25 protein-coding genes and 2 pseudogenes are annotated in these 24,836 nt (G+C 68.5%); 13 read left to right on the plus strand and 14 right to left on the minus strand.

Translation table 11 applies throughout. The features are described from left to right. Nucleotides 1-12 precede the first annotated feature (12 nt). Nucleotides 13-1,110 carry a zinc-dependent alcohol dehydrogenase gene (locus QM782_RS12800; protein ID WP_415203290.1) on the minus strand — a complete coding sequence of 366 codons (1,098 nt, stop codon included), beginning with the start codon at nucleotides 1,108-1,110 and terminating at the stop codon, nucleotides 13-15. A gap of 467 nt (nucleotides 1,111-1,577) precedes the next feature. Between QM782_RS12800 and QM782_RS12805 the strand changes: the two genes are divergently transcribed. Further along, nucleotides 1,578-2,150, plus strand: coding sequence for a carboxymuconolactone decarboxylase family protein (locus QM782_RS12805; RefSeq protein ID WP_415203291.1), 573 nt, complete (start codon nucleotides 1,578-1,580; stop codon nucleotides 2,148-2,150). A 105-nt stretch (nucleotides 2,151-2,255) separates the two neighbouring features. Here QM782_RS12805 and QM782_RS12810 read toward each other — a convergent pair whose 3' ends face one another. From QM782_RS12810 to QM782_RS12820, 3 genes are all read right to left on the minus strand, one after another. After that, nucleotides 2,256-3,275 carry a Bug family tripartite tricarboxylate transporter substrate binding protein gene (locus tag QM782_RS12810; protein WP_415203292.1) on the minus strand — a complete coding sequence of 340 codons (1,020 nt, stop codon included), beginning with the start codon at nucleotides 3,273-3,275 and terminating at the stop codon, nucleotides 2,256-2,258. A gap of 179 nt (nucleotides 3,276-3,454) precedes the next feature. Further along, nucleotides 3,455-4,387 (minus strand): LysR family transcriptional regulator, encoded by a 933-nt coding sequence (locus QM782_RS12815; protein ID WP_415203293.1) that lies wholly within the window; start codon nucleotides 4,385-4,387, stop codon nucleotides 3,455-3,457. 129 nt (nucleotides 4,388-4,516) lie between these two features. After that, nucleotides 4,517-6,301, minus strand: a complete 1,785-nt coding sequence (locus QM782_RS12820; RefSeq protein ID WP_415203294.1) for an NAD(P)-binding domain-containing protein — start codon at nucleotides 6,299-6,301, stop codon at nucleotides 4,517-4,519. Between the two features lie 267 nt (nucleotides 6,302-6,568). Between QM782_RS12820 and QM782_RS12825 the strand changes: the two genes are divergently transcribed. Both QM782_RS12825 and QM782_RS12830 read left to right on the plus strand, forming a co-directional pair. Beyond that, complete coding sequence (locus QM782_RS12825) at nucleotides 6,569-7,543, plus strand: tripartite tricarboxylate transporter substrate binding protein (RefSeq protein WP_415203295.1); 975 nt, start codon at nucleotides 6,569-6,571, stop codon at nucleotides 7,541-7,543. Between the two features lie 20 nt (nucleotides 7,544-7,563). Next, a complete protein-coding gene (locus QM782_RS12830) occupies nucleotides 7,564-8,313 on the plus strand; it encodes a dienelactone hydrolase family protein (protein ID WP_415203296.1) in 750 nt (249 codons plus the stop codon). A gap of 25 nt (nucleotides 8,314-8,338) precedes the next feature. Here the strand turns inward: QM782_RS12830 and QM782_RS12835 are convergent, their stop codons facing one another. The 3 genes from QM782_RS12835 to QM782_RS12845 all read right to left on the minus strand — a co-directional run bounded on the left by QM782_RS12835 (nucleotide 8,339) and on the right by QM782_RS12845 (nucleotide 12,245). Beyond that, the gene (locus QM782_RS12835) at nucleotides 8,339-10,093 is read right to left on the minus strand and encodes an ABC transporter ATP-binding protein (RefSeq protein ID WP_415203297.1); all 1,755 of its coding nucleotides are present in this window, start codon (nucleotides 10,091-10,093) and stop codon (nucleotides 8,339-8,341) included. A 71-nt stretch (nucleotides 10,094-10,164) separates the two neighbouring features. Continuing rightward, entirely contained in the window at nucleotides 10,165-11,364 is a 1,200-nt protein-coding gene (locus QM782_RS12840) for an MFS transporter (protein ID WP_415203298.1), read from the minus strand. Next, nucleotides 11,361-12,245 carry an MBL fold metallo-hydrolase gene (locus QM782_RS12845; RefSeq protein ID WP_415203299.1) on the minus strand — a complete coding sequence of 295 codons (885 nt, stop codon included), beginning with the start codon at nucleotides 12,243-12,245 and terminating at the stop codon, nucleotides 11,361-11,363. The genes QM782_RS12840 and QM782_RS12845 overlap by 4 nt, the downstream gene beginning before the upstream one ends. 83 nt (nucleotides 12,246-12,328) lie before the next feature. On the opposite strand from QM782_RS12845, the gene QM782_RS12850 reads away from it, so the two are divergent. Genes QM782_RS12850 through QM782_RS12860 form a run of 3 tightly spaced genes read left to right on the plus strand, consistent with a single transcriptional unit; the run spans nucleotide 12,329 to nucleotide 13,419 of the window. Then, nucleotides 12,329-12,634, plus strand: a complete 306-nt coding sequence (locus tag QM782_RS12850) for an ArsR/SmtB family transcription factor (protein WP_415203300.1) — start codon at nucleotides 12,329-12,331, stop codon at nucleotides 12,632-12,634. A 15-nt stretch (nucleotides 12,635-12,649) separates the two neighbouring features. Beyond that, entirely contained in the window at nucleotides 12,650-13,177 is a 528-nt protein-coding gene (locus QM782_RS12855; RefSeq protein WP_415203301.1) for a rhodanese family protein, read from the plus strand. A 44-nt stretch (nucleotides 13,178-13,221) separates the two neighbouring features. Next, a complete protein-coding gene (locus QM782_RS12860) occupies nucleotides 13,222-13,419 on the plus strand; it encodes a DUF2892 domain-containing protein (protein ID WP_415203302.1) in 198 nt (65 codons plus the stop codon). A gap of 34 nt (nucleotides 13,420-13,453) precedes the next feature. Here the strand turns inward: QM782_RS12860 and QM782_RS12865 are convergent, their stop codons facing one another. The 3 genes from QM782_RS12865 to QM782_RS12875 all read right to left on the minus strand — a co-directional run bounded on the left by QM782_RS12865 (nucleotide 13,454) and on the right by QM782_RS12875 (nucleotide 15,547). Further along, the gene (locus QM782_RS12865) at nucleotides 13,454-14,698 is read right to left on the minus strand and encodes an SMP-30/gluconolactonase/LRE family protein (protein ID WP_415203303.1); all 1,245 of its coding nucleotides are present in this window, start codon (nucleotides 14,696-14,698) and stop codon (nucleotides 13,454-13,456) included. Nucleotides 14,699-14,817: 119 nt separating this feature from the next. Beyond that, complete coding sequence (locus tag QM782_RS12870; protein WP_415203304.1) at nucleotides 14,818-15,156, minus strand: YnfA family protein; 339 nt, start codon at nucleotides 15,154-15,156, stop codon at nucleotides 14,818-14,820. Nucleotides 15,157-15,217: 61 nt separating this feature from the next. Next, nucleotides 15,218-15,547, minus strand: coding sequence for a hypothetical protein (locus QM782_RS12875; RefSeq protein WP_415203305.1), 330 nt, complete (start codon nucleotides 15,545-15,547; stop codon nucleotides 15,218-15,220). 632 nt (nucleotides 15,548-16,179) lie between these two features. Here QM782_RS12875 and QM782_RS12880 point away from each other — a divergent pair. The 6 genes and pseudogenes from QM782_RS12880 to QM782_RS12905 form a co-directional block, all read left to right on the plus strand. After that, nucleotides 16,180-17,475, plus strand: coding sequence for a diguanylate cyclase domain-containing protein (locus QM782_RS12880; RefSeq protein WP_415203306.1), 1,296 nt, complete (start codon nucleotides 16,180-16,182; stop codon nucleotides 17,473-17,475). Between the two features lie 87 nt (nucleotides 17,476-17,562). Then, a complete protein-coding gene (locus QM782_RS12885) occupies nucleotides 17,563-17,958 on the plus strand; it encodes a hypothetical protein (RefSeq protein WP_415203307.1) in 396 nt (131 codons plus the stop codon). Between the two features lie 213 nt (nucleotides 17,959-18,171). Further along, nucleotides 18,172-18,366, plus strand: a complete 195-nt coding sequence (locus tag QM782_RS12890) for a hypothetical protein (protein WP_415203308.1) — start codon at nucleotides 18,172-18,174, stop codon at nucleotides 18,364-18,366. A gap of 57 nt (nucleotides 18,367-18,423) precedes the next feature. Beyond that, nucleotides 18,424-18,756: a hypothetical protein gene (locus QM782_RS12895; RefSeq protein ID WP_415203309.1), complete on the plus strand. Its 333-nt coding sequence runs from the start codon at nucleotides 18,424-18,426 to the stop codon at nucleotides 18,754-18,756. Nucleotides 18,757-18,969: 213 nt separating this feature from the next. Continuing rightward, nucleotides 18,970-19,117, plus strand: a pseudogene (locus QM782_RS12900) (IS110 family transposase); the annotation flags it as partial. Next, a pseudogene (locus tag QM782_RS12905) lies at nucleotides 19,115-19,224 on the plus strand (IS110 family transposase); the annotation flags it as partial. The pseudogenes QM782_RS12900 and QM782_RS12905, both read left to right, overlap by 3 nt. Before the next feature lie 837 nt (nucleotides 19,225-20,061). Here QM782_RS12905 and QM782_RS12910 read toward each other — a convergent pair. The 4 genes from QM782_RS12910 to QM782_RS12925 all read right to left on the minus strand — a co-directional run bounded on the left by QM782_RS12910 (nucleotide 20,062) and on the right by QM782_RS12925 (nucleotide 22,789). After that, the gene (locus QM782_RS12910; protein ID WP_415203310.1) at nucleotides 20,062-20,910 is read right to left on the minus strand and encodes a hypothetical protein; all 849 of its coding nucleotides are present in this window, start codon (nucleotides 20,908-20,910) and stop codon (nucleotides 20,062-20,064) included. A gap of 482 nt (nucleotides 20,911-21,392) precedes the next feature. Then, nucleotides 21,393-21,749 (minus strand): hypothetical protein, encoded by a 357-nt coding sequence (locus QM782_RS12915; protein WP_415203311.1) that lies wholly within the window; start codon nucleotides 21,747-21,749, stop codon nucleotides 21,393-21,395. 82 nt (nucleotides 21,750-21,831) lie between these two features. Continuing rightward, the gene (locus tag QM782_RS12920; RefSeq protein ID WP_415203312.1) at nucleotides 21,832-22,047 is read right to left on the minus strand and encodes a hypothetical protein; all 216 of its coding nucleotides are present in this window, start codon (nucleotides 22,045-22,047) and stop codon (nucleotides 21,832-21,834) included. 280 nt (nucleotides 22,048-22,327) lie between these two features. Beyond that, a complete protein-coding gene (locus QM782_RS12925) occupies nucleotides 22,328-22,789 on the minus strand; it encodes a YybH family protein (protein ID WP_415203313.1) in 462 nt (153 codons plus the stop codon). Nucleotides 22,790-23,459: 670 nt separating this feature from the next. Here QM782_RS12925 and ltrA point away from each other — a divergent pair. Next, a complete protein-coding gene (ltrA, locus tag QM782_RS12930; protein ID WP_415203314.1) occupies nucleotides 23,460-24,797 on the plus strand; it encodes a group II intron reverse transcriptase/maturase in 1,338 nt (445 codons plus the stop codon). Nucleotides 24,798-24,836: the final 39 nt, after the last annotated feature.

Raw genomic sequence — 24,836 nt, forward strand, 5'->3', positions numbered from 1 at the left:
ACATGGCCTGCGCTAGGGGACGATGGTGATGTGCAGCGGCTCGGGCCCGTGCCGCAGCTCGCCGGACAGCACGCGGATCGCCAGCTCGGTGTCCTCGAGTCCCATCGTATGGGTATGCCACGGCCCGAAGTCGTAGGCCCCCGAGGCCACGGCGCGCACGGCCAGCGCATAGGAGCGCGTGGCCACTCCCCGCGCCCCGCAGATGCGGATGCCCTTGAGCACGATCGGGTCCGGACACAGGTCGAGCCGGCGTGCGTCGCCCTTCAGGCCGCCGAGCACCACGGTGCCGCCAGGGCGCACCAGCGCGATGGCGTCGTTGATCGGCTGGGTCGCGAAGGGCGTGACGTCGATCACCTGGTCGAAGGACTGCCCGGCCAGCGCCCGGGTCAGGGCCGCGGGGTCCCTGGGGTCCACCACCACCGTCTCCGTGGCGCCCAGCGACCGGGCGATCTCCAGCTTGTGCCGGTCCTGCTCCAGCCCCGTCACGACGATGCGGTTGGCGCCGGCGGCCACCGCGGCGATGACGCCCGCCAGCCCGCGCTGGCCGGGCCCGAGGATCAGCACGTCGTCCCCGATGCCGGTCCCGCCGATGGCGACCACCCATTCGAAGCCGGCCGCCAGCGGATTGAACAGCACCGCGTCCTGGATGGAGACATGCTCCGGCAGCTTGTGCAGGACGGTGTTGCCCTGCAGCACCATGTACTCGGAAAAGCCGCCCCACAGTCCCGAGCCCACCGACAGGGGCACGAAGCCGTAGACGCGCTTGTGGGGGCACAGCGGCATCCGCCCGGCGGTGCAGTAGCGGCAGACGCCGCAGCCCGCGTGCGGCTGCACCGCGACCCGGTCGCCCACCTGCACGCGCATGCGCGCGGCGGCGGCATCGCCGATGCGCTCGACCCGGCCCACGGGCTCGTGCCCCGGGATCAGCGGGTAGTCGGCCAGCTTGCCGGTGCCCTCGAACAGGCCGGCGTACTGTTCGTAGTCGGTGCCGCAGATGCCGCAGCCCTCCACGCGCAGCAGCAGTTCGTCGGGTGCCAGGCGGTCCGGAACGGGCAGCTCGGCCAGTGCGAGGCGCCGGCTGGCGTGGAGAACGGCTGCGGTCGATTGCATGGGGCTCCTTCGATGCTTCGGGGGGCGGGGCGACGCGGGCGGCGTGCGAAGGCGGGCCAGCCGCTTCAGGGCGCCAGGGCGACCGGGCCGAAACGGGCGTCCGTCTCCATGCGTGCCGGCGGTGGCCGGCCGCGCGCACTCCCCACCTGCGCGGGCGGGGCCGCGGGGCGGGCAGGTCGCACCGCGCCTTCGGGAATGGAAACCACCGCTCGCATGCGTCCAGTCTAGGCAGCCGCCGTGCCAGCGTCCATGCCGGCCACCGGCAAGGTGCTTTGCACCGGCCGCCGCCATCGCGGCCACCACGCGCCCGGCCGGCCGTGGTACGGGCGCGGCGCACTCTTGCGCCTGGCGCAAGGGAGCTTGCCGGCGGCACCGGTGTCCGCGGGGCCGCGCGTTCCTAGAATTTTTCCCGCGCCCGCATCCCCGCGGCAGGGGAGGCGGCCGCTTTCCAACCCCGAGGAGATCGCATGCCACGAATCCAGATGCCTGCGCAGGACGAACTGACCGCGGAGCAGAAGCAGGCCATCGCGGAGGTGGTCGCCGGGCCACGCGGCAAGGTGCCCGAGCCGATGATCGCCTGGCTGCGCAACCCCGAGATGGCGCGCCGGATCCAGATGCTCGGCCAGGTCCTGCGCTTCGAGACCTCGATCGAGAACCACTGGCTGGAAATGGCGATCATCATGGTCGGCCGCCACTGGACCTCCCACCTCGAATGGACGGCGCACAAGAAGTACGCGCTCGCCGCCGGCCTGGACCCGCAGGTGGTGGCCGACATCGCGGCCCGGCGCGTGCCCGGGATCGCCGATGCGCGCGGCCGCGCCGTGTACGACGTGGCCGCGCAGATGCTCCGCACCGGGCGCCTGCCCGAGGAGCTGTACCGGCGCGCCGTCGGGCTGCTGGGCGAGCGCGGGCTGGCCGAGCTGGTCAGCGTCCTGGGCTACTACTGCCTGGCATGCTTCACGCTGAACGCCTTCGAGCTCGGCCTGCCCGCCCACGTCGCGCCCGAGCTCGAGGACCCGGACCACCCCCGGCAGGCCTGAACCGCGCGGCGCCGCTCGGCGTGGGACGTTGCCCACGCGGCCCCGGCGGCTCGCGCGGACGGGCATCGCCGCTCGGCGGTGCCCGGCTTGTCCCCGCGGCCGACGCTAGGCCGGCTTGAAGCCGATGCTGTCCAGGTACTCCTTCCACTGGCGGGTGTCGGCTTCCAGCTCCCTGGCGAAGCTCGCGGGGTCGGATTGCGGCACCACGCCGGCGAAGGCCGATTCGATGCGGTCCCTCATGTCCGGCGCCATGGACACGGCCAGCAGGTCGGCGGCGATCCTCTCCAGGACGCGCTGCGGCGTGCCGCGCGCGGCGAAGACCCCGCTCCAGACCGTCGGCAGGAAGCCCCGGTAGCCCATCTCGCGCACGGTGGGCACGCCGGGCAGGTCGGGGTAGCGCTCCTCGCTGAGCACGGCGATGGGATGCACGGTGCCGTTGTCGAACTGCGGCTTGAAGGCGGCCGGCGTGTTGATGGCCACCTGCACGTCGTCGCGCACCAGCGCGATCGTGACGGGCTGCGTGCCGTTGTAGTTGATCTCGGAGTAGTTCGCCGCCAGCCCCTTGAGCACGAACCCGGCCGTCATGTTGAAGGCCGTCCCCGGGCCGGTGCCGCCGAAGAAGATCCCCGTGGGCGTCGACCTGCTGAGCGCCACCAGCGCGCGCAGGTCCTTGGCCTTCGCCAGCGTCGCGCTGTTGGTGGCGAAGACCATGTGGAAGTTGAGGAACTTGAACACGGGCACCAGCTCGACCTGCGGGTCGAACGGCACCGAGGCGTTGGTCAGCCTGGCCATGCTGGTGGACAGGCTGCCGATCAGCAGCGTGTGGCCGTCCGGCGCCGAGCGCGCGACGTGCGCGGTCCCGATCATCGCGCTGCCGCCGGGCTTGTTGTCCACGATCACGGGCTGCTTCCACAGGGTCGACAGGCGGGGCGCCACCATCCGCGCCCACAGGTCGCCCGTGGTGCCTGCGCCGTAGGGCACCACCAGCATCACCGGCTTGCCCGGGAAATCGTCGGCGGCCCGCGCCGGCCCGGCCAGCAGCCCTGCGGACACCAGGCCGGCGATGGCGCCGCAGGCGTCGCGGCGGTTGGGATGGGGGCGGCGGGCCCTGGGGGCGAAACGCATGCGGGTCTCCTCTTCGTCGTGCGCAACCACAGCGGGCAGCCCCGCGCGCGGCAGCGAAAAAGTTTAGGAGGAGGCTCCCTGGCGCATCCAGGGGACGTGGCGGCAAGCAGCTTTGCGCCGGGCGGCAAACTGTGCCCGCGCCGTCCCGCCGCGCGGCCGGCCGCCGCCGCGCGGCGGGACTACTGGCGTGCCGGCGCGGCCGCGGCGCCTGCCGCCGCCTGGCCCTGGAACAGCTGCAGCAGGAAATCCACGAACACGCGCACCTTGCGCGAGACGCCGCGGCTGCTGGGGTAGACCACGTGCAGGTCGGCGTCGCCGACGGTCGGGTTGACGGCGTAGTCCGCCAGCACGCGCACCAGTTGGCCTTGCGCGATCGGCAGGCGCACCATCCATTCGTGGACCACGATCAGCCCCAGGCCGGCCTGCGCCGCGGACAGCAGCACCAGGCCGTTGTCCGAGCGCAGGGCGCCCTGCACCTCCACCTCCTCGTGCTGCCCGTCCTTGCTGAAGGTCCAGGCGTGGCGATGGGTCGGGATGTTGTAGACGATGCACGCGTGCCGGCGCAGGTCCGCGGGCACCTGCGGCACGCCGCGCCGGCGGAAGTAGGCCGGGGCGCCGCAGACGATCCGCTGGCTGGGCGTCAGCCGCCGGGCGATCATGTTGGAGTCGGGGATGTGGCCGATCCACACCGCCACGTCGATGTTGTGGGCCACCAGGTCGCAGCGCTCGTCCGTGAGCGAGACGTCGATGCGCAGCTCGGGGTACTGCTCCAGCAGCGCGGGCAGCGCCGGGACGATGATGGTCGTGCCGGTGGACACGCGCAGCGACACCCGCAGCAGGCCCTTGACGTCGTCCTGGAAGGAACTGACCGCCAGCTTGGCGTTGTTCAGGTCCTTGACCAGCGCGCAGGCGCGCTCGTAGAAGACGCGGCCGGGCTCGGTCAGCGACAGGCTGCGCGTGGTCCGGTTGAGCAGGCGCACGCCCAGCTCGTCCTCCAGGGACTTGACCTGCCTGGCGACCGAACTAGTGGAGGACTCGTGCCGCGCCGCGGCCGAGAAGCTGCCCGTTTCGACGACCTTGACGAAGGTCTGGATGCGCGTGAATTCGTCCATGCCCAAAATTCCTGGGCGCATTGTTCCGCAATCCACCGGCGCCGGCGATGCCCGCGCAGGGCGCCGCGGCCGCTGGAAGGAAAGGCCGAAGCGGAGAGGCGGGACGCGTCCGCGCCCCCGGCACCCGGCTCAGGCGACCAGGCCCAGCTCGCGGGCCTTGATCTGCAGCGCCACGAAGTGGGTGTAGATGCGCGCCTGCGACATCCCGCTGCCTAGGAACCACAGGCCCTTCTGCGGCGTGGGCCGGTACATGTTGCGCAGCTCGCCGTCGGCCGGGTCGATGCCCCAGATCGGGCCCACCTTGTCGGCGACCGCATCGCCCAGCAGTTGCCGGACGACCTCCTGCTGGGGCTCGTAGCCGGTCGCGGCGACCAGCAGCTCGGCCTTCTCCACGCGGCCGTCCTTCATCAGCACGCCCTCGGGCACGAAGCGCTCGATGTCCCCGAAGTGCAGCAGCCCGACCTTGCCCTGGACGATCAGATCGGAGCAGCCGCAGTTGAGGTAGTAGCCGGCGTGGATGCGGCGCACCTTCATGACGTAGCCGGTCTCGTCCTCGCCGAAGTCGAGCTTGAACCCGCGCGCCTGCAGGCCGGCCAGCAGCTCCCTGTCGGCCTCCTTCTGCAGCCTGGTCACGGCCTGCGCGTTGCGCACCGCCAGGGCGTAGGTCGCGCTGGTGGCGATCAGGTCGGCGTCCTCGGTCGACAGGCCGTCCTTGTAGTACAGCGGGTACACCAGCTCGCCGGCCTCGACGCTGGTGATGGTGGTGGAGCCGCGCTGGATGATCCGCACGTTGGCCCCGTGGCTGCACAGGTCCTGCGCGATGTCGTGGCCGCTGGTGCCGGTGCCCAGCACGAGGGCGTCGCGCCCCTTCCACGCCGCGCCGTCCTGGTAGTCGTGGGTGTGCAGCACCTGGCCGCGGAACTCCGGCAGCCCAGGCAGCGCGGGGATCCGCGGCGCGCCGACGATGCCGTTGGCGAAGACGATGTGCCGGGGCCTCATCACGCGCTGGCTGCCGTCGGCGCGTCGCAGCACCGCCACCCAGTGGCCCGCCGCGTCGTCGTAGCGCCCCTCCACGAAGGTGGTGCGCATCCAGACGTTGCACTCCAGCGCCCAGGCGTAGTGCTCCAGCCAGTTGGCCAGCATGTCCTTGGGCAGGTACTTGGGCCAGCTCGCGGGAAACGGCATGTACGCCATCTGGTTGAGGTCGACCTGGTTGTGCAGCGCCAGCGAGTGATACCGCTTGCGCCAGCTGTCGCCCACGCGCTCGTGCCGGTCCACGCACAGCGCCGCCACGCCCAGCAGGCGCAGCCGGGCCGCCAGCGTGAGCCCGCTCTGGCCGGCGCCGATGATCAGCACGGCCGGGTCGCGGTCCTCGAAGGCCTGCTCCCGCGCCCGGCGGTCGGCCCAGTTCTCGCCGCCGAACTCGCGCGAATACGCCGAGCCGCCCGGGCGGCGCGCGTGGACCGGCTCCTCGTGCCCCTTGAGTTCGCGCAGCGAGGTCATCAGGACCCAGGCCCGGGGCTGCTCGCCGGGCAGCAGGCGCACCACGCCCTTGCAGCGGCCGCATTGCGTCTCGAAGGCGAAGATCGCCTCGACGACGTCCACCCCCAGCCGCCGGACCCGCCGCGGCGCGACGCTGCCGCCGGCGATCGCGAAGCCCCTGGCCTGCACGCGCTCCTGGTTGGCCAGCAGCTGGCGGACCACCGCCGCCTTGTCGTCGCAGGGCGAGATCGACCAGGTGAACGCGCACAGGTCGCGCCAGTGGCATTCGTCGGCCAGCAGCGCGGCGATCCGCTCGGCGCTGCGCGCGCACAGTGCCTGCTCGAAACGCCCGAGCCATGCCTGGACGACCTGCGCCTCCGTCATCTGTTCGATCCGTTCGACCCGCTCGATCTGGGAAACACCCTCATCCATCACCGTTGCTCCTGTTCTCGCTCCGCCTGCGCCGCGACGCCCGCCGTGGAACTGAAAAATTCTAGGAACGCGGTGCCGGCCTGCATGCGCCTGCGTGGCAAGCACCATGACGCGGCGCGCAAAGATCGGGGCCCGTGCGCCGGCCCATTCCGGCAGCCGGCGGCAAGGTGATTGCCGCGGACCGCAAAGCCGGGGCGCTACCCCCGTTCCTAGAATTTCCGCGCATCCGGATGCGCTTGGCGGCCGGGCACCACCGAAGGAGACAGCATGGTCATTTCACGCCGGCGCGCGATGCAGGCGGCCGCGCTCGCGGCCACCGGGCAGTTCGCGGCCGCCCACGCGCAGCAGCAGTACCCCGCCAAGCCCATCAAGTGCATCATTCCGGCCTCGCCGGGCACCACGCTGGATGCCCTGGCGCGCTTCATGGCCGACCCGGTCTCCAGGCGCCTGAACACGCCGGTGGTGATCGAGAACCGGCCGGGCGCCGGGCTGCTGCTCGGCACCGAGGTCGTGGCCAGGGCGCCGGCCGACGGCTACACGCTGCTCTACACCGGCAGCGCCCACTACGCGGCGCGCGGCCTGTCGGACACGCCGCTGACCTTCGACCCGCTGTCGGATTTCGTGCCCGTCGCCCGCATGTCGCGCGTGGCGCTGGGCATCGTGGTGCGGACCGACGCCCCCTACAAGACGCTGGCCGACCTGATCGCCGCGATGAAGGCCCGGCCCGGCGAGCTCACCTATTCGTCCAGCGGCATCGGCAGCACGGCCCACCTGTGCGCGGTGGCGCTGAACGACGCGACGCAGACCACGGCGCGGCACGTCGCCTACCGCGGCAACGGCCCCGCCGTGATCGACGTGGCCAGCGGGCAGGTGGAGTTCACCTGCCAGGGCCCGGGCGTCATCCTGCCGCTGCTCCAGTCCGGCAAGCTGCGCGGCCTGGCCGTCACCGGCAGGACGCGCTGGGACGCCTTCCCCGACGTCCCGACCGCGATCGAGGCCGGCGTGCCGGACTTCGACATGTCCTCGTGGAGCGGCGTGCTGGCGCCGGCGCGCACGCCGCCGGCGGCCCTGCAGCTGCTATCGGACGCCTTCATCCGCGCCGGGCAGACGCCCGAGTTCAAGGCGTTCTGCGCCCAGCAGTCGGCCTCGGTCGAGCTGGTCGGCCACCGGGAGTTCGCCGGCCAGGTCCGGGAGGAAGAGGCCTACTGGATGCGCATCGCCCAGCTGTCGAAGAAGAGCTGAAGCGCCACCCCCGCACACCCATGGCACGCACCACCCTGCCACCCGGGGACGAAGACGCCGGCGCCGGGCCGGTCCGCACCCGCTGGATGCCCATCGGCCCGGAGCCGCGCCACGAGGGCTACCTGGCCCTGCCGCCGGCCGGCCGCGGCCCGGGCCTGCTGCTCTACCAGGAGATCGTGGGCGTGAACTCCCACATCCGCGCGCTGGCCAGGCTGTGGGCCCTGCACGGCTTCACCGTGCTCGCGCCCGACGTGTTCTGGCGCCAGGCCCGGCGGGTGCAGCTGGACTACGCCGGCGCGGGCCGCGAACGCGGGATGGCGATGATGCACGCGCTGCAGCCGGCCGAGATGCAGGCCGACGCGCAGGCCGCCGTCGCCGCGCTGCGCGCGCTGCCGGAAGTGGCCGGCGGCCGCGTGGGCACCATGGGCTTCTGCCTGGGCGGGCTGCTGGCCTACGTCGCCTGCGCGGCCACCGACGTCGACGCCGGCATCGCCTACTACGGCGGCGGCATCGACGACCGGCTGGCGCTGGCGGCGGCGATACGCGCGCCGATGCAGTTCCACTACGCCGGTCGCGACGTGCACATCCCGCCGCAGGCGGTCGACCGCATCCGCGCGGCGATGGGGCCGCGCGCCGACGTCTTCGTGTACCAGGACGCCCCGCACGGCTTCAACTGCTGGGAGCGCTCGGCCTACCACCCCGCCAGCGCGGCGCTGGCGCACGGTCGGAGCCTGGCCTTCCTGGCCGGGAAGCTCTTCGGCACTGCCTGAGCGCGCAGGCCTGCGCGGGCCCGGCTCAGCCGGCCGCAGCGCGCAGCTGCGGCTGCCGCGCCAGCACCTCCTCGCGCGGCCCGGCGTCGCGCACGCGGCCGGCCTCCATCAGCACCACCTGGTCGAAGTGCGGCAGCAGGCTCATGCGGTGCACCGAGGCGACCAGGCAGGCGTCGGGGACGGCGGCGGCGATGCGGTCGAGCACGCGCGCCTCGGTGGCCGGGTCGAGCGCGCTGGTCGGCTCGTCCAGCAGCAGCAGCGAGCTGCCGCGCGCGGCCAGCACGCCGCGCGCCAGGCACAGGCGCTGGCGCTGGCCGCCGGAGAGGTTGGCGCCGCGCTCGGTCAGCGGCTGGTCCAGGTCGCCGTGCAGGCCGGCCAGCACCTCGTCGAAGGCGCTGGCGTGGATGGCGGCCTGCAGCTCGGCGTCCTCGCGCGGCAGGCCGAAGGCCAGGTTCTCGCGCACGCTGGCCTCGAACACCTCGCTTTCCTGCGGCAGCAGCGTGGCCAGCCGGCGCAGCCGGGCCCACGGCTGCGGCTGGCCGTCCAGCAGCAGCTGGCCGCCGGCGGGCGGGTACAGGCCGGCCAGCACGCGCAGCAGCGTGCTCTTGCCGCCGCCGCTGGGGCCGACCAGCGCCACGCGCGTGCCGCGCGCGAGGTCCAGGTCCACCGCCTGCAGGCCGCTGCCGCGGCTGCCGCCGCCGGCAAAGCGCCAGTCCAGCCCGCGCAGCGCCAGCCGCTGCCAGCGCGCGTCCGCGTCCAGCGCCTCGGCCGCCTCGCCGGCGCGCTGCGGGGCGCTCAGCAGCGGCTCGGCGCTGCGGTAGTCGGTGTGCATGCGCGCGAAGCTCTGGAAGTTGCCGGCCATGGAGCCGATCACGCCGGCCGTCTGCTGCGCGTACTGGTAGATCATGAACACGCCGCCCAGCAGCACGGCCTCGCCCGGGGTGCGCGTCTGCCAGACGTACAGCACCACCAGCGCCCAGGTCAGCAGCAGGCCCAGGATGTCCACCGTGAACCACTTGCCCTCGCCGACGATGGTGGCGCGGCGCAGCGGGCCGGAGACGGCGCGCATGCGCAGGTGCATCAGCGCGCGCGAGGCGGCCGCCAGGCGCAGGCCGATCACGGTGCCGGCGTTGCCGATGAAGTCCACCAGCGCGGCGACGTAGCGGCGGTCGGCGTCGTTCTCTTGCCGGGCCAGCAGCATCAGCGCGCGGTCGAAGCGCAGGATCACGCCGGCGATCAGCACGTAGCCGGCCAGCGCCAGTGCGCCGCTGCTGGCCGACAGCAGCGTCAGCGCGACCAGCGGGCCGAAGAAGTTGACGACGTTCTGCAGGTAGACGAACTGGTTCTGCGCGAAGTCCGCCAGCGCGCGGCTGGCCTGGTGCACGCGGTGCTGCAGCTCGCCGGAATGCTGCTCGCCGTGCCAGGCCAGCGGCGCGCCGGCGATGCGCTGGTACAGCCGATCGGCGAGCTGCTCGCGCACGCGCACGGCCACGTTGCGCTCCAGCACGCGGCCGGGGCCGTGCATCAGCCAGGAGGCCAGGTACACGGCCATCAGCCCGCCGATCCACTGCGCCGAGGTTTCCAGCTGCCCGCGCTGCAGCGCGTTGATGGCCTGGGCCGCGAGCCAGGGCATGGCCAGGCGCACCAGCTGGGCGCCGCCCAGCAGCGCCATGGCGCCGGCCAGCTGGCCGCGCGCGCCTTCGGCGTGGCGCCACAGCGCGGCGTACAGCTCGCGCGCGGCGTGGGAGGGGGTGGTGGGGGCGGAGGCTGGAGCGGGCATGCGCGGCGGAGGCGGGGAAGGGCAGGCGGCCGCGCATGGTACGCGGCGCGCTCTGGCTCCCGTGCGTGCCGTCAGGTTGCGGCCGCCCGGCGCCGGCCCTGCCAGGCCAGCGCCAGCAGCACGGCCGCGATCAGCGGCAGCATGGCGGTGTTGATGGTGTCCCAGCCGGCGGTGTTCAGCAGCCGCCCGGAGCCGAACGAGGCCAGCGCCACCGTGCCGAACACCAGGAAGTCGTTCAGCGCCTGCACCTTGGCGCGCTCGGCCGGCGTGTAGACCTCGGTCACCAGCGCGGTGGCGCCGATGAAGCCGAAGTTCCAGCCCACCCCCAGCAGCACCAGCGAGCCCCAGAAGTGCAGCAGCTCCAGCCCGGCCAGCGCCAGCAGGCCCGAGGCCGCGATCAGCAGCAGCCCGGCCGCGGTGACGGCCACCTTGCCGAAGCGCGCGATCAGCCGCCCGGTGAAGAAGCTGGGCGCGAACATGGCCAGCACGTGCCACTGGATGCCCAGCGCGGCCTCGCCCACGGTGTGGCCGCAGCCGACCATGGCCATCGGCGCGGCGGTCATGATGAAGGCCATCAGCCCGTAGGAGACCACGCCGGCCACCACGGCGACGGCGAAGCGCGGGTCGCGCGCGATCACGCCGAGCGGGCGCGCCGCGGCGTCCGCCGCCGCCTCGGCCTGCGGCGGCGGCATGCGCAATTGCAGGAGCAGCGGCAGCGCCAGCAGCGCCAGCGCGGTCTGCCCCAGGAAGCTGCCGGCGAACGGCGCGGTGGGCCAGGCGTCGCGCGTCCAGATCACCACCTGCGGGCCGATCACGGCCGCGGCCAGGCCGCCGAGCATGATGCGCGAGATGGCCGCCGGCCGCTGCGGCGGGGCCACCGCGTCCGAGGCCGCGAAGCGGTAGCTCTGCACGCAGGCGCCGTAGAAGCCGGCCAGCGCCGTGCCGGCGCAGAAGGTGGCGAAGCTGCCCTGCACGATGCCCGACCAGGCGACCAGCCCGGCCACGCAGGCCAGCAGCGCGCCCGCCACGTAGGCCGCGCGCCGGCCGAGCCGGCGCATCAGCAGCGCGGCCGGGATGGTCGACAGCGCCAGGCCCAGGTTGTAGAGGCTGACCGGCAGTGTGGCCAGGTCGGGCCGGCTGGCCAGCATCTGCCCGACCAGGCCGCCCAGCGAGATGATGATCGGCGGGGAGGCGCCGCCCAGCGCCTGCGCCGCCATCAGCAGGCCGACGTTGCGGCGTGCCAGCTGCTGCTGCTGCGCGCCGGCCGTCATGCGGCCTCCGCCGTGGTGCCGAACCGCACCGGGATCTTCAGGTACGGCACGCCGTTGGCGGCCGGCCGCGGCAGCCGGCCGGCGCGGATGTTCACCTGCACCGACGGCAGCAGCAGCGCCGGCGCCGCCAGCGTGGCGTCGCGCCGCTCGCGCAGCGCGACGAAGGCGTCCTCGTCCACGCCGTCGCGCACGTGCACGTTGGCGGCGCGCTCGGCGGCCACGCTGCTCTCCCAGGCGTAGGCGTCGCGCCCGGGGGCCTTGTAGTCGTGGCACATGAACAGCCGCGTCGCCGGCGGCAGCGCCAGCAGGCGGCGGATCGAGCGGTACAGCGTGCGCGCATCGCCACCGGGGAAGTCCGCGCGCGCGGTGCCGTAGTCGGGCATGAACAGCGTGTCGCCGACGAACACCGCGTCGCCGATGCGGTAGGACACGCAGGCCGGCGTGTGGCCGGGCGTGTGCAGCACCTCGATGCGCAGCCGGCCCAGCGGCAGCACGTCGCCGTCGCGCAGCAGCCGCTGGAACTCGCTGCCGTCGCCCGACACGTCGTCCAGGTCGAACACCGGGCGGAAGATGGCCTGCACGTCGCGGATGTGCTCGCCGATGGCCACCGGCGCGCCGGTGCGCCGGCGCAGGTGGGGCGCGGCGCTCAGGTGGTCGGCGTGGGCGTGCGTCTCCAGCACCCAGGCCAGCGTCGCGCCCCGGGCGCCGAGCGCGGCCAGCACGCGGTCGGCCCCGGCCGTGCCGGCGCGGCCGCTGGCGTGGTCGTAGTCCAGCACCGGGTCGATCACCGCGGCCTGGCCGGTGGCCGGGTCGGCGACCAGGTAGGTCACGGTGTGGGTGGCCTCGTCGAAGAAGGCCTGGATGTCCGGCGTGTCGGCCATGGTGTCGGTCCTGCGAAGTCTTGCTATTTTATTAGAACATGTTAAATTAGAAATGTCTTAATTAATTCGGAGGTGCCCGAGCGATGGATGAGAAGGACCGGCAGTTCCTGTACGAAGGCGCGGCGCGTGCCGCGGCGCTGCTGCGCGCCGTCGGCAACGAGCACCGCCTGCTGGTGCTGTGCCTGCTGATCGAGCACGGGGAGATGTCGGTCGGCGCGCTGCTGGAGCAGGTGGCGCTGAGCCAGTCCGCGCTGTCGCAGCACCTGGCCAAGATGCGCGAGGAGGGCCTGGTGACCTTCCGCCGCGAGGCGCAGACGCTGTACTACCGCATCGACAACCCCGACGTGCGCACGCTGATCGCCACGCTCAAGAGCATCTACTGCCCCTGAAAGGAGCTTCCCGCCATGTCCGTTGCCACGATCTCCCCGCAGGACGCACGCGACCTGGTCGCGCGCGGCGCCGTGCTGGTCGACATCCGCAGCGCCGACGAGCACGCGCGCGAGCGCATCGGCCAGGCCGTCAGCGTGCCGCTGGAGCGGCTGTCCGCCGGCGCCGTGCCGGCCGGCGGCGCCGCGGCCGTGGTCTTCCACTGCCGCTCCGGCCAGCGCACCCGGCTCGCCGCCCAGGTGCTGGGCGCCAGCGTGGCCTGCGACGCCTACCTGCTCGACGGCGGCCTGGACGCCTGGAAGCGCGCCGGCCTGCCCGTGGTGGTGGACGCCCGGCAGCCGCTGGCGCTGCAGCGCCAGGTGCAGCTGGCCGCCGGCGCGCTGATCGTGCTGGGCTGCGTGCTCGGCGCCACGGTGTCGCCCTGGTTCCATGCGCTGTCCGGCGCCGTCGGCGCCGGCCTGGTGTTTGCCGGCGCCTCGGGCTTCTGCGGGATGGCCCGCGTGCTGATGAAGATGCCCTGGAACCGCAGGGCGCTGGCCGGCTGAGACGCGGGCCGATCCGGTTTTTTCAACGACAGGAGGACTTTCCCATGCAATCGAACGTCGGCGGCATCGACCGCGTACTGCGCATCCTGGTCGGCCTGGTGCTGATCGCCCTGGCCGCCACCGGCACCGTGGGCTGGTGGGGCTGGCTCGGCATCGTGCCGCTGCTGACCGCGCTGCTGCGCTTCTGCCCGGTGTATCCGCTGCTGGGCTTGAGAACCTGCCCGCTGGCCTCGCGCAAGTAGGGGCTGGCGGCGCTGCTGCGCGGCCCGTCGCTCCTCAGCTCGGTGCCGCGCCCTGCGTCGCGGTGTAGACCGCGTAGACCGACTGGCTCGCGATCATGAACAGCCGGTTGCGCTTGGGCCCGCCGAAGGTCAGGTTGCCGCAGGCCTCGGGCAGGCGGATGCGGCCGATCAGCCGGCCCTCGGGGTTCCACACCGTCACGCCGCTGTAGCCCACGGCGCGGCCGGCGTTGCTGGCGACCCAGAGGTTGCCGAACACGTCGGCGCGGATGCCGTCCGGCCCGCACTTCACGCCGTCGACCATGCAGTCGGAGAACACCCGCTGGTTGGACAGCCGGTGGTCCGCGCCCACGTCCAGCACGTGGACGTCGCCCTTGCCCGCCGGTCCGGTGCTGGTGACGTAGAGCTTGCCGAAATCCGGCGAGAAGCACAGCCCGTTCGGGTTGGGCACCTGGTTGCCGGCGATCACCGCGTCGAGCCGGCCGCTCGGGTCCCAGCGGTAGACCTGGGTCGGCAGCTCCTGCCGCGCGTCGCCGATGCCGGCCGGCTGGCCCAGCCGGGTGTTCAGCCGGCCCTGGCGGTTGCTGGCGCCGCCGGCCGGGTCGGGCACGCCCTCGTACAACTGCGCGCCGTAGGGCGGGTCGGTGAACCAGATGCTGCCGTCCGGGTGCGCCACGGCGTCGTTCGGCGAGTTCAGCGGCTTGCCGTTCCAGCGGTCCGCCAGCACGGTGACCGAGCCGTCCAGCTCGTAGCGCACCACGCGGCGCGTCAGGTGCTCGCAGGCGATCTGCCGGCCCTGGTAGTCGAAGCAGTTGCCGTTGCTGTTGTTCGACGGCGCGCGGAACACCGAGACATGGCCGTCGTCCTCCAGCCAGCGCAGCTGCCGGTCGGCCGGGATGTCGCTCCACACCAGGAAGCGGCCGACCGCGTTCCAGGCCGGCCCTTCGAGCCAGCCGCCGCCGGTCCACAGCCGCCGGATCGCGGCGTTGGGCTGGGCCAGCTCGTTGAACGAGGGATCGACGGCGACCACGTCCGGATCCCAGAAATAGGTGGTCGGCGGCGCGCCGGGGCCGAAGTCGCGCGGCGGCGTGGTCACGGTGCTGGGCGGGCCGGGCGGCGCCGCCGGCGTCCTGGCCTGGCCCCAGGCCGCGGGCACCGCCAGCGCGGCGAGCCCGGCGCCGGTGCGGCCGAGGAAGCGGCGCCGCGCCGCGGCCGGGGCACCGTCCGGCGCGCGCGTGTCATGGGCGTCCGCCGGTGGCGGCAGTGTGCGAAGGTCTGGCATGCGTCTGTCTCCCGTACGTTGTTGCTTGTGGCCGGCGCGCGGGCGTTGCCGCGGCACCGGGCCGTCCTTATACGGGCGCGCGGCGCGGCCGCCTGCAACAAGTTGTTCGCGGCGGCTGTTCAGGCCTGCCGCGGCCCGAACATGATCACCAGCATGCCCAGCAGGCACAGGCCGACGCCGATCCAGTCCGCCGGCGTCGGCCGGATGCCGTCGACACGCCACAGCCAGGCCAGGGCGACGCCGATGTACACGCCGCCGTAGGCCGCGTAGACGCGGCCGGCCGCCTGCGGATGCAGCGTCAGCAGCCAGGCGAACGCGGCCAGGCTCGCCGCGGCCGGCACCAGCAGCCAGGCCGTGCGGCCCTGCCTGAGCCAGAGGTAGGGCAGGTAGCAGCCGACGATCTCCGCGAGCGCCGTGGCGACGAACAGGCCGAAGGTGCGCAGGGCATCGAGCGTCATCGCGCCCGGCCCCGGGCCGGCCCGGCGCCCGCGCGGCGCCGGCGGGTCGGGCGGGGGCCGGTCAACGGCACGCGCGGCCCTTCAGGTAGTCCAGCGCCCGCTCGCCCACGAAGCGCCGGCCGGGGTTGGCGCCGCTGATCCACTCCTCGGGCGCGAACAGGTCGAACAGGCCGACCTTGACGAGCGTCGGAATCGACAGCGCGAGCTCCCGCTCCACCTGGCCGCGCTCGCCGGCGTTGTACAGGGCGACGTTGTGCAGCATGGCCGCGACCGTCCCGGTCTGCACCGTGCTGCCGTCCTTGAGCTGGACCGCGGGAAGCACCTCGCCCGCGGCGACAATCTTGTGGTTGATGGCGGCCAGCTGGCCTGTGTTGTCGGTGCGGTCGGTCATGGCTGTAGGCCGTTGGCATGCATGGGACATCCCGGCAGATTCCGGGGGCTGGCACCAGGAGGCTCGGCCATGCCCTCCTGCCGGGAATGGACAAGAGGTACGGCGCTTGCCGGATGGACTGCCCATTCTCTGCCGACAGCTCTGCCGACCGCGGAACTGCGCCCGTGCGCGGGCCCGCGACGTGGATCGGCTGGCGGGACTCCGCCGCCTGGTCGATGAGACGGCACGGGTTGGCACGGACTTCGCTTGCGGCGAGGGTGGACATGGCTGCTCTCCGGGCAGCGCGCCACGGTACCCGCCTGCGTGCGCCTGGTCCATCGTCGCCGGGAGTCGCCCGGTGGATGAAGGGGCTTCCCCGTTCCGAAGCAGCCGCCATGCGAAAGGGTCTCTCCCGGTATTCGCAGCGCTGCCGGCACGGGTGGATCAGGTACAGTGCGGCGAGCAATCGCCCCTCGAGCCGGCGCTCGGGGGAGTTGACGATCGGCCTGTTGCCGAGCACGGCGTCCAGGTCTGGCGACATCGCGCCCTGCGTTCGATCGGCCCATTGCTTGGCCTTGCGCAGCGGATGATCGGCCGGCGCGCGCGACTCCGGCGGGAAGTCGTGGAACACCATGCAGCGAGAAATCACAGGAATGGCCATTGACGATGATCCGGTGCATCGCCCTGCAGGCGGCATGCAGGCGGCCGATCTGTCGGATCTGCGCTTCGATCTGCTGTGCGGCATGGCGTGCCGGATGCTCGGCATGGCCGCGGCGACCATCCAGGTCCAGGGCACCAGCAAAGTCTGGCACGCCGCCGGATCGGCATCCGCCGCCGATGCGCAGCAGGCCGGCGGCGCACGTGATGCGGGCCTGCTCGGCGAGGACGATCGCCTGATCGCGTCCATGCCGTTCGGTGACGGGGGCGTCGGCCGGTTCTCGTTGTTCGGCGCTGCGTCCAGGGTGTTGGGCATCCACGAGTGGCGCCAGTTCGAGCAATTCGCCGCGCTGGCGACCGCACAGCTGCGGCTGTTCGAGCTGGCGCAGGGGGCCCTGCGCCGGGAAAGCGATTTCAGGCTGCTGGCGGAGTCGGCGACCGACACGATCATCCGGGGCAACCTCGACGGCGTCCGCCAGTACGTATCGCCCTCGGTCGAGGATCTGCTCGGCTATCAGCCGTCGCAGCTCCTCGGGCGCAGGGCCATCGAATTGACCCATCCCGACGACGTGCCGGCGTTCAAGGCGCTGATGCAGGAGGTGCGGGCCGGCCGCCTGGTGGACGGCCGCTCCGAGCAGCGCCAGCGCCACAAGGATGGCTCCTGGGTGTGGCTCGAAGCCTCGATCAGGCTGACGCGGGATCGCCACACCGGCCGGCCGGACGGCTACGTCACCACGGTGCGCGGCATCGGGCATCGCAAGCAGGTGGAGGCACGGCTGAAGCATCTGGCACAGGTGGACGACCTGACCGGCCTGCCGAACCGGGCCGCCTTCGCCGCCAGCCTGGACCTGGCCATCGAACGGGTGCGCCACGAAGGCGGGCGGTTCGTGCTGTTCTACATGGATCTGGATGGCTTCAAGCGGGTCAACGACACGCTTGGGCACGCCGCGGGCGACGCGGTGCTGCGCGAAGCCGCCGCGCGCCTGCAGGCTTCCCTGCGTGAATCGGACCGCGTGTTCCGCATGGGCGGGGACGAGTTCACGGCCCTGTCCGACGGCCGGGGCGGCCTGGAGACCATCGCGCAGGCGCAGCGGCTGATTGCGGAAATCGCGCGGCCGTTCGTCATCGATGCGGCCCACATCTCCATCGGGCTGAGCGTCGGGGCCGCATGCGGGCCGGAGCACGGGCAGGAAGCCGCCCGGCTGCTGGAATGCGCCGACCGGGCGCTGTATTCGGCCAAGAAGGCCGGCAAGAACACGGTTCGCCTGTACGACGCCGGCGCGGGGACGTGATCGGCGCCTGCGTTGGGCAGGGAAAGCCACGACGGTCCGCCGTAGTACACGGACGAGCAGCGGATCACCACTCCGCACAGGGCGCCCATGACCGGGACCGTCAGCACCATCGCCAGGCTTGGTGTGATTGCAGCCGGGCAGTTCGAGCCATGCGTGCACAGAGGCTTCGTGCGTGACAGGTTGATGCGCGGCCCGCATGCATCACGCTGCGCAGGGAAGCGAGATCGCGAACGCAGCAAGCTGGAGCGTCTTGAGGGCGCCCCGGTGATTGTCCTTGAGGCTGCCCGGGACGATGTCGGCCCAGGTGAACGGGAGCTGAAGGAATGCGGCGGCTGGCAGAGAGTCGATTTGGCGCTGGTCGACAAAAGCGCACACATTCTTCGGGCGGCGCGCACGCGCGATGGCGTGTCCGATCCCGGCCATGTTCCTCAGATGCCCGCGGCCCGGGAGAATCTGGCACCCCTTTGGGGGCCAATTCAATGAATTGGACATGCGATGGCAGATACCCGCCACCGATCAGAGCGGCAGCAGATGAATTCGATCGCTCGTCCATGGTTCGAGCGCGAGGAGCGAATGTGGCCTGGCCAGTGGCTCTTATCGGGGCCCTCGGATGATTTGGCCGGCAGAAGCCTGCCTGTAGATGGGTGGCCGGTCCCTCCGCGGTGGCTTTCGCCTTCTCCGTGTGTCTGGTAGTCAATGATTGAGAATGCCGTCGATCATCAAGAAATGCATGAAGAACTCTTCGGTGGCAACTCGTTTGCAGGAGGTCAAGATCGGCTGCGATTTCTTGCAGTCAAGGTGACGACTATCGCGATGAGAAATAGTATTGGAATGAACGTTATGCCTGATACAAACAAAATGATGGATATGCTGGCCAGTAGCTCTGGATAGTGGGTTCCACTGCATTGCGGTTGTCCGCCGCCAAAGCTCAGGCAAAGGTCTGAGAATATGAAAGCCGATACCAGCCAGAGTGCCGTGGCGCCAATTGTTAGGTGCCACCAAATCCTTGGGTTCTTGAGAAGGTTTGTTGCCATTGATGAAATAAATCTCCGCCTAAAGCAGGGCTGGCTTTCCTGGCGCGTCGGTCGAGCGAATGGTTGGGAATCACTCGATGAAGGAAATGTCATTGGCGGCCATGATCTTTCTCAATTTTTCCCGTCCATTGTCAAGATCATTTCCATTTACTCAATCAAACATGTCCGCATTGGCGAAATGTTCGATCAGCTGTGGCGATACAGAGTGAATTGCGTTCAGCATCGCGGCCATGTCATCTGGAAGTAACTTCTTGTATCCGTGCGTGAAAAAATCAGTCCATGGGTGATCACCCGGTTTTCCATTTGGCATATCAATTTCCCCCAAAAGAATCAATAAAAATGAGGCCTAAAGAATGAAAGGAACTTCCCCGTTCCGAACCAGCTGCCTTGCGGCAATCGGCATGTGAGTGCCACGATGAGAAGTGCGAAATTTCCTCCACCCGTTCAAAAGGGGGTGTCCATGGCCATCGTATTCGTTGGCATCGATTTGGCCAAGAATGTTCTTGCCGTGCACGGCGGCAATGAGGGCAGCCGGGCCGAGTGGGGTCCGCCCGAGCGTGACGCGCGAGAAGTTGCACGAGTTGATCGCGGCGCTGCCGCCATGCTTGCAGGAACGCCGCGGTTACTGGAAAACCGTCGTGGCCATCGCGGCCAAGAACGCACGCATGGTCTGGGCGGTGCTGAGGCGAGAGAAGACTTTGCACTGCCTGCATGAGCGCTTCGCCACTTTGCAAGTGCCAGAGCAAACTTTGAAACCGACCGCCGCGTGACGGAAAGCGTTGATGTCGACAGGTTTGGACCTGCGCGGGACACGGCCGATCAACTCGATGGCAGCATCTGCGTCGCCGACGAACGAATGGGTCCCCGCGTGCGTCCTTCACCAGGGCCCGCGGCCCTCGAGCGGCTGCATCGATGACTGGTTGTCGTCTGGCCAGTCCGCACCTTGTTGACCTCAGCTGTTTAGTCAGCTATTAGGAAAAATCAATGCCCCCGCTGCGCGGGCGGAGACAGCTTTTTCTTGACGAATGGGGAAGCCCTTGTGGTTTGACATGAGAGGCGGCGCAAGGGCTAAGCCTTTGTGACATCCTCTCGATGGAAGGGCTAGGCATCGAGTGCCTGCCTATTGGTTGGTATTGCAGCCTATGGAATTGCCTGCGTTGGACGGCAATTGGATGCTCCAGTGGCCACCCCATTTACCGAAGAATCCGACTTTGTCCCCATTCCATCCCGGCTTGTAGATGTCATCGGCTTTTCCTCTAAAGAGTTCCTTTCCATCTTTGGAATACAGAACTGCGAGTCCTTCCTTTGAGTGGGAAGGGTTGATGTACAGGGCCTTTAGAAGCGTCGTGTATCGCTCTATGTAGTACTCGCGATTAGGGCTGTGGCAGGGTCTCCCGTAGCCGTCAGAGTCGATATTGAGCAGTGGAAATGGGGTGATGTTCAAAAGCATCGGTGGCGTCACGAGGAGCGCCAGACATAGAAAGAATACGGACTTCTTGGATCGACTGAGGCTAGTTTTCATTGAGCTGAGATGTGATAGGTTCTGCGATGCCTAACGTTTGACATGAGATGCGCTGACCGGCTTGCCGGGCGGCGTCCTCTCGATGGAAGGATTAGGCGGCGCTTCCGTCGCTGTTGCCTCTTCGCTTTCCATGTAGGCGCGGAATGCGCGCAGCGCTATCTTTATCACTCTAGTTTCTGGGCTCTGCGGACGTGGCACTGCTCGTATGTCTTTGACCGCACCCAATGCCATCAGCGCGACCTTCTCGCTCTCGGACAAAGAGAACGGCAAGGGTGGCTCTGTCGCTTCAAAGAAGTTGACCGCGACGTAGAAAGGACTTGCTGCGCTTGTCCGGCCGCTGCGTGGCGGGGGATTCACCGAGTAAGTCAGATTGATCGACTCGAATTTCTTTGATGACTGGCCGTTGGGAGCGATAGTGAGCTTTGCCCGGCATACCTTTTTATATGTGCGCTTGTCCTCGACCCGGTCCGGAAGGGGCTCATGTTGAGCAAGACTGACACTCACTGCCTCCCTAATCACCCCGTAGTTCTTGAGCATTAGGTAGGCTGTAAAGTTCTCGCCTTTAAACAGATCTGGCGCCCCTGTTTCCAAGCGCGATCGCAGCCATTTCCCGTCGACGGCAATCGCGACGTGGGGGTGATACATATCGATCATTGCTTGATGTCGATCGGATATCTGCAATGCGAGCGGCTTCTGCGCTTGGCCGTCATCCGACGTGCCTGTCTCCCGAAGCGCGTTCTTGACGAGTGTGTAGACCGTTGTTCTCATCAAATCTTGGGCTTCTTTGCTATCGTAGTCGGGCACGCGATCGCAGCCGGAAAGAAGTGCCAACGTCAGAAGTAAGCAGACAAAGCTCCGATGTTGCAACAGGATCTCCATACGCGCCAAGAAGCGCCCAACGTCGATGCTCAGCGGACGCCGAACGCGGTCCGCTGGAGCAACTAGTTAGACAGTGAACTTACTGGGGAACAACCGATATGCGATATAGCAACCTGCGGAGGCAGGCGGCGCTTGGCCGTGGAAGGCATGATGCCACTGGCGCCTGGAGCGGCCAAGCGCTGGCTGCCGTAGCGCATCCGGTTGAACGAGGCGTCACAGGCAGTCGTTCGGAAGCTCAACATCAGAAGACTAGACCAAGGAGCCAGGACAGGAGTCGCAATGCAGCCCAGCCAAGCGCGAACAAGGCTGCCAGCGCCGCGGGGGAGTTGATCCATGCTGCTGTTGCGCCAGTTGTCCGGGCCGACTTTCGCCCTATAGCTGATCGAGCAAGATCAGAGCCGCTGCGAGTGAGGATGTCGTCCTTGCCCCTTACGTGAATATCAAGTGTTATGGAGTTGTTAGCTCTCACTACTGACTTTGGCTCACGGATCCCTGAAGATACGCTTGCGAAGCGCGGGAAACATCTTGAAAGCAATGCTGGCAATTGGTGTAATCACTACAGACGCTAACAACGGGACGAAAATGAAGTAGGAGGCGTCAAAGGCGACTATGGTCATCAATTGTGCAGCTAGCACAAGTGCGACACCAACAATCAAGCCGCCTACAGGAAGCCAGAATGCCTTTGCGCCAACCGAGAATAACAGTAGGCCAAAGAATGATCCTGTCGCGGCAAAAACAAGGGACGAAACGAGTCCTGAGAAGCCGACACCGAAACCTACAAACCATCCGATGATGCCGAACGCTAGTGCAGATAGTGCAGCCGAGGTAATTGGTTTCATGAGAGCTAACATTTGACTTAAGCGGCGCCGTCAGGCGTCCGCTTGAAGGAAGGGTCAGGCGCCGCTGTTGAAGGCAGCGCTTTCACCGAATGAAGACATAGGCAAGAACTGCTATGGCGACTGCTATCGGAACAATGATCTGCAGTATTTGCAGGCTATTGCCACCTTGCGCTGTGCTCGCCACTGACTCGTTGAGTTTGCTATTCCAGCTAACGACTTCCTTCGCCTTTTCTACAAACGGTCTCGCGCATCCCTCAGAAAGGCCAAGTGCAGAGAAGTGTGAGATGACTTCGTCCATTGACTTCCCGGCCTCGATCAGAGAGCAGGCTTCTCCAGTGATTGCGAGCGCGTGGTTGATTAAATCATCTGGAGTTGACTCGGGTGCGCCGTCAGAGAAGCTGAAAATTGCATTCTGTAGCTCGAAACTGGACGGTCTTGAGACGGTGGTTAGAACCTGACTCCTCACTCTTTCTCCCCTTGTAAATTTCCTTGAATCGGCCGAACGGCTGATATCGCTGAACTTGCGGCGCCTAACGTAAAGGCGAGCGGCCGCCGTAGACGGCCCAATCGACTAATTGTTAGGCGCCACGCAACACTGGCTCCCCGGTTCTTGGGTTTGCCAGAGTTACATTCTCAAGCGCCCTAATGCGCCAAATATCATCTTGTTTCGTGAGTACCGCAAGAATCAACGTGTCAACCTCATGCGGCCCAGCCGGATGAGCCGCACCGGCAGCCAGCCGACTCCAGAAATGAATGACTACTGCTCCATCAGAAATTTTGGTTGCACTGATCAGCTCATTGTTGAGCGTGGAGTCGCTGTAAATCGTTTTATGTATAGGAACATGGAGCGCAACAATCTCGTCAACGCCTCGGACATAGTGGCCAAAGCGATTTACGAATGTTGCATCTGAGTCAAACAGGCTACCGAGCGCATCCATGTCATGAGCATTCCAGGCTTCTTGGAATGCAAGAGGCGCATCTTCTGGTTCTTTCATTCTGGACATAACTACTGTGGCCTCTCTCGGACGATTCTTGCGCATGACGCCCGCGTTAACAGGCGGCTGCCAGCGAAGCTGGTGGACGTCCTGTTGAACAACCAGTGTGCGCCCAGCATGGGCGCGAACTTATGGGGTGCGAGTCCCCTGTGGGAGTACCGACTTGGACGGATCATGATGAGACGAGGATAACCACGAGCCGAAGGCAAGGGCAAGCGCGCGAGCGCGTGTCTGGAGGAAGCCGGAGCGCAAGAGGTGCGAGGCGAGGAACACGAACCGCATGGAAGGCCGAGGGCGGCGAGGCGAGCCGGCACATGACGGCAAAGCCCACCGGTACGCTGCCTACGGTAAATGCGGCGCTTGTGCACCGACAGTTCGCGTTCTTACCTGGGGAGATCTGCGCCGCACGCGGCGCGGCTGCAGGACGAAGACACCCGGACAGGTTCACACCGGGCCACCAAGAACCGAGCGCCGCGGCGTGCTGCCCGCCACGTGTCGAAGAACGAGGCAGCAACCGTCCAGCATCCACGCAGCGCGGTGCACAGCAATGGGCACCGTGACGGCGCAGAAGTCAGCAGCGGCCGTAGTAGGCGCCCGGCAGTCGGGGTGCCCAAGGGCCAAACAACGAGACACAAGGAGCAGACGTGCAAACCTCGACCCCATCGTCCAAGCCCGAACGGGCCAGATGCGGGCGGCGGCCAGCACGCACCGAGCCTTGACCCAAGACGAAGTGACGACAACAACGACAGACGATCTGCTCGACGACGTGCTGGACAGCGACAACCTGGCGCGGGCATGGAAGCGGGTGAAGGCCAACCATGGCGCGCCGGGTATCGACGGCGTGACCATCGAGGACTTTGCTGCCCATGCCCGCGCGCACTGGCCCGCCGTGCGAGGGCAGATCAGGCAAGGGCGGTACCAGCCGCAGGCCGTGCGAAGGGTGTACATCCCCAAGCCCGGTGGCGGCCAACGGATGCTGGGCATCCCCACCGTGATGGATCGGGTGATCCAGCAAGCCATTGCCCAAGTGCTCACGCCGATCTTCGAGCCGAGCTTCTCGGCATCGAGCTTCGGCTTTCGACCGGGCCGCAACGCACACCAGGCCATACGGCAGGTGCAAGCCATCGTGACGGACGGCGCCCACATCGCAGTGGACATCGACCTGGCCAAGTTCTTCGACACAGTCAACCATGACGTGCTGATGAATCTGCTGGGCCGCACCATTGCCGACAAGCGGCTGCTGGCCCTGATCGGGCACGACCTGCGCGCCGGGGTGCTGGTCGGTGAGCAAGTACAGCCGAGCGAGGTGGGCACCCCACAGGGTGGGCCGCTGTCGCCGCTGCTGGCCAACATCGTGCTGCACCAGCTCGACCTGGAGCTGCAACGGCGGGGACACCGCTTTGCGCGCTACGCCGACGACCTGGTCATCCTGGTCCGAAGCGAACGCGCCGCGCAGCGTGTGATGGGCTCCATCACGCGGTATCTGGAAACAGTCCTCAAGCTCGTGGTCAACCGCGCCAAAAGCAAGGTGGCACCGATGAGCGCATGCGCCTTCCTGGGCTTCACGATCAAGGGCAAGAAGATACGCTGGGCCGACAAGGCCCTGGCCGACTTCAAGCACCGCATCCGTGAGCTGACGCGGCGCAGCTGGGGCGTGTCCATGCCATACCGGCTGCACCGGCTGGGGCAATATCTTCGGGGATGGGTGGGGTACTTCGGCATCAGCCAGTACTACCGGCCCGTGCCCGAACTGGACGAGTGGATCAGAAGGCGATTGCGCATGTGCTACTGGAAACAGTGGCGCTGGGCGCGCACGAAGATCAGAAACCTGCTGGCGCTGGGCGTGAGCCTGAAGTCGGCGATTCAACACGGCGTCAGTAGCAACAGCTACTGGCAAATGTCCAGGACCCAGGTGATCCAGCAGGCGGTATCCAACGCGTGGCTGAAGGAGCAAGGGTTGCTCAGCGTGAAAGACCTGTGGTGCAAGGCCCAGGGCTATACGGAAAAACGAGACAAGACAAACAGAACTTCGTCGCGCGTGCCAACTTGTTGAACCGCCCACTGCGGACCCGCACGGTGGGTGGTGTGGGGG

It is taken from the genome of Pseudorhodoferax sp., from assembly GCF_047601025.1.
Classification (GTDB): domain Bacteria; phylum Pseudomonadota; class Gammaproteobacteria; order Burkholderiales; family Burkholderiaceae_C; genus Pseudorhodoferax.

Coding starts and splice junctions, on each gene's coding strand:
- QM782_RS12805 (WP_415203291.1), top strand. CDS start 1,578: ATGCCACGAATCCAGATGCCTGCGCAGGACGAACTGACCGCGGAGCAG.
- QM782_RS12800 (WP_415203290.1), bottom strand. CDS start 1,110: ATGCAATCGACCGCAGCCGTTCTCCACGCCAGCCGGCGCCTCGCACTG.
- QM782_RS12870 (WP_415203304.1), bottom strand. CDS start 15,156: ATGACGCTCGATGCCCTGCGCACCTTCGGCCTGTTCGTCGCCACGGCG.
- QM782_RS12895 (WP_415203309.1), top strand. CDS start 18,424: ATGAAAGCCGATACCAGCCAGAGTGCCGTGGCGCCAATTGTTAGGTGC.
- QM782_RS12885 (WP_415203307.1), top strand. CDS start 17,563: ATGACCGGGACCGTCAGCACCATCGCCAGGCTTGGTGTGATTGCAGCC.
- QM782_RS12875 (WP_415203305.1), bottom strand. CDS start 15,547: ATGACCGACCGCACCGACAACACAGGCCAGCTGGCCGCCATCAACCAC.
- QM782_RS12925 (WP_415203313.1), bottom strand. CDS start 22,789: ATGCGCAAGAATCGTCCGAGAGAGGCCACAGTAGTTATGTCCAGAATG.
- QM782_RS12910 (WP_415203310.1), bottom strand. CDS start 20,910: ATGGAGATCCTGTTGCAACATCGGAGCTTTGTCTGCTTACTTCTGACG.
- QM782_RS12815 (WP_415203293.1), bottom strand. CDS start 4,387: ATGGACGAATTCACGCGCATCCAGACCTTCGTCAAGGTCGTCGAAACG.
- QM782_RS12810 (WP_415203292.1), bottom strand. CDS start 3,275: ATGCGTTTCGCCCCCAGGGCCCGCCGCCCCCATCCCAACCGCCGCGAC.
- QM782_RS12860 (WP_415203302.1), top strand. CDS start 13,222: ATGCAATCGAACGTCGGCGGCATCGACCGCGTACTGCGCATCCTGGTC.
- QM782_RS12880 (WP_415203306.1), top strand. CDS start 16,180: ATGGCCATTGACGATGATCCGGTGCATCGCCCTGCAGGCGGCATGCAG.
- QM782_RS12920 (WP_415203312.1), bottom strand. CDS start 22,047: ATGGACGAAGTCATCTCACACTTCTCTGCACTTGGCCTTTCTGAGGGA.
- QM782_RS12825 (WP_415203295.1), top strand. CDS start 6,569: ATGGTCATTTCACGCCGGCGCGCGATGCAGGCGGCCGCGCTCGCGGCC.
- QM782_RS12915 (WP_415203311.1), bottom strand. CDS start 21,749: ATGAAACCAATTACCTCGGCTGCACTATCTGCACTAGCGTTCGGCATC.
- QM782_RS12855 (WP_415203301.1), top strand. CDS start 12,650: ATGTCCGTTGCCACGATCTCCCCGCAGGACGCACGCGACCTGGTCGCG.
- QM782_RS12850 (WP_415203300.1), top strand. CDS start 12,329: ATGGATGAGAAGGACCGGCAGTTCCTGTACGAAGGCGCGGCGCGTGCC.
- QM782_RS12820 (WP_415203294.1), bottom strand. CDS start 6,301: ATGGATGAGGGTGTTTCCCAGATCGAGCGGGTCGAACGGATCGAACAG.
- QM782_RS12890 (WP_415203308.1), top strand. CDS start 18,172: ATGATTGAGAATGCCGTCGATCATCAAGAAATGCATGAAGAACTCTTC.
- QM782_RS12840 (WP_415203298.1), bottom strand. CDS start 11,364: ATGACGGCCGGCGCGCAGCAGCAGCAGCTGGCACGCCGCAACGTCGGC.
- QM782_RS12865 (WP_415203303.1), bottom strand. CDS start 14,698: ATGCCAGACCTTCGCACACTGCCGCCACCGGCGGACGCCCATGACACG.
- QM782_RS12835 (WP_415203297.1), bottom strand. CDS start 10,093: ATGCCCGCTCCAGCCTCCGCCCCCACCACCCCCTCCCACGCCGCGCGC.
- QM782_RS12830 (WP_415203296.1), top strand. CDS start 7,564: ATGGCACGCACCACCCTGCCACCCGGGGACGAAGACGCCGGCGCCGGG.
- QM782_RS12845 (WP_415203299.1), bottom strand. CDS start 12,245: ATGGCCGACACGCCGGACATCCAGGCCTTCTTCGACGAGGCCACCCAC.